Source organism: Marivita sp., assembly GCF_051251565.1.
In the GTDB taxonomy this organism is placed as follows: domain Bacteria; phylum Pseudomonadota; class Alphaproteobacteria; order Rhodobacterales; family Rhodobacteraceae; genus Marivita.
Window position 1 is genome coordinate 1 of record NZ_JBPOFB010000084.1, and the last position, 2,015, is coordinate 2,015.

Annotated in this window: 3 protein-coding genes; 2 read left to right on the forward strand and 1 reads right to left on the reverse strand. The window is 64.2% G+C overall.

Going from position 1 to position 2,015, the window contains the following annotated elements; genetic code table 11:
- Positions 1 to 465: ornithine cyclodeaminase family protein (locus ACSHXH_RS19605; RefSeq protein ID WP_435673485.1), on the forward strand; the 465-nt coding region annotated here is incomplete at its 5' end.
- Positions 462 to 1,370 (forward strand): alpha/beta fold hydrolase, encoded by a 909-nt coding sequence (locus ACSHXH_RS19610; protein ID WP_435673486.1) that lies wholly within the window; start codon positions 462 to 464, stop codon positions 1,368 to 1,370. The genes ACSHXH_RS19605 and ACSHXH_RS19610, both read left to right, overlap by 4 nt.
- Here the strand turns inward: ACSHXH_RS19610 and ACSHXH_RS19615 are convergent.
- Positions 1,367 to 2,015, reverse strand: a 649-nt coding sequence (locus tag ACSHXH_RS19615; RefSeq protein ID WP_435673487.1) for an MFS transporter, incomplete at its 5' end; no start/stop codon positions are given. The two genes, ACSHXH_RS19610 and ACSHXH_RS19615, sit on opposite strands and share 4 nt — an antisense overlap.

Sequence of the window (2,015 nt, forward strand, 5' to 3'; positions counted from 1 at the left end):
ATCTGGAACCGCACCCGCGAAAGCGCCGCATCGCTGGCGGGCGATTTCGAGCGGACCGAGGTGGCCGACGATCTGGAAGCCGCCGTGCGCTCCGCCGATATCGTAACCACTGCCACGATGGTGCGCGAGCCGCTGATCTCTGGCGACTGGCTGCGTCCCGGTACGCATCTGGACCTGATCGGCGCCTATCGCCCCGACATGCGCGAGGCCGATGACACCGCGCTGCTGCGTTCGCGCATCTTCGTCGATGCACGGGCGACCACGATGGGGCATATCGGCGAGCTGAAAATTCCGTTGGAGGCAGGCGTGATCGACGCCGACGCGATCGTGGCGGATTACACCCAGATCGACCGGTTCCGACGGCGCTCGGACGATGAAATCACGCTCTTCAAGAACGGCGGCGGGGCGCATATGGACTTGATGGTCAGCCGACACATCCTTGAAAAATGGAACGCGTCCAGATGATCTGGTGGATATTGCTCGTCCTGGTGCTGATCGCGCTGGCCATCACACCGTTCCTGATCGAGGAGCGCCGCACCGCGCCCGATCCGGGCAACGCACCCGGAACTCTGATCGAGCTGTCCCAGGGGATCACGCATTACCGCTGGATGGGGCCGTCGCGCGGGCCGATCCTGGTGGCGATCCACGGGCTAACAACGCCGAGCGACATCTGGGACGAGATCGGCACCCGTCTGGGGGAAATGGGCTTTCGGACGTTGGTCTACGATCTGCATGGGCGCGGCTATTCGCAGTCTTTCGACGGGCCTCAGGACGCCTATCATTTCGTCACCCAGCTCGACGATCTGCTGATGCATCTGGGGCTCGATGACGATCTGACGCTGCTGGGCTATTCCATGGGCGGTGCGATCGCCACGGCGTATGCCGCGCAAAACACCCACCGGATGCGCCGCCTGATGCTGGTGGCAACAGCCGGGGTCACCCCGTTCTCAACCGCGCGCTGGGCCGGGATGAAGGGCGTAGGTGACTGGCTGCACCTTGCGACAGGACCGGGCCGGATGCGATGGCAAATCAGGGCGCAGGCCCGGCGGCAGGCCAGTGTCCTGTCGGACGTCCAGATGAGCCAGACCCGGCGGCGCGGCTATTTTCCGGCGGTGCTTGCATCACGGCGCGGACTGCTGGCGCAGGTGCAGGAGCGTGAACACAAGACAATCGCCCGCGAGGGTTTGCCGGTGATGGCGATCTGGGGAGAGGACGACGACGTGATCCCGATCACCGCCGTCGGACAGCTCGCGCAATGGAACAGGGAGGCCCGGCAGGAAGTGATCAAGGGCGCCGATCACGCGCTGCCCTTCACTCATGCCGATCAGGTTGCGGCTTTCGTGCGTGAGGTTCTCACCGAGGTCGATTAGGCCGCGACCGCCTCGCGGGGTTCGCGGATCGGAAGGTGGACGATGGCCGAAAAGGCGCCGACGCCGACGCCGACCCACCAGACCGCCGTGTAGCTGCCGTAGATGTCATAAAGCCAACCGCCCAGCCAGACGCCGAGAAAGCTGCCCAGCTGATGCGAGAAGAAGACGATGCCGTAAAGCGTGCCCATGTAGCGCAGCCCGAAAAGATGCGCGACCAACCCTGAGGTGAGCGGCACCGTCGCCAGCCAGAGCGTCCCGAGGCCGATCGAGAACAGAACAACGGTTTCGGGCGTGATCGGTGTCATGATGAAGGCCGCGGCAAGGACCGTGCGTCCAGTGTAGATACCCGCCAGCAGATATTTCCTCGGGTAGCGTTTTCCGGCCCAGCCCGCGGCCAGTGTGCCCGCGATATTGGCCAGCCCGATCAGCGAAATCGCGACCGCTCCGAGTGCGGCGGTCGTCGTGACCCCCAGACCGTAGAGCAATCCGCCCGGCGCGATGGGCGCGGACATTTCCGTGACGAGGGCCGGGAAATGCGCAGTTATGAAGGCTAGCTGATAGCCACAGGAGAAGAATCCGACGAAGATCAAACCGTAAGATGGATCGCGGATCGCGCGGCCGACGATTTGACCCATCGTCTCTTCC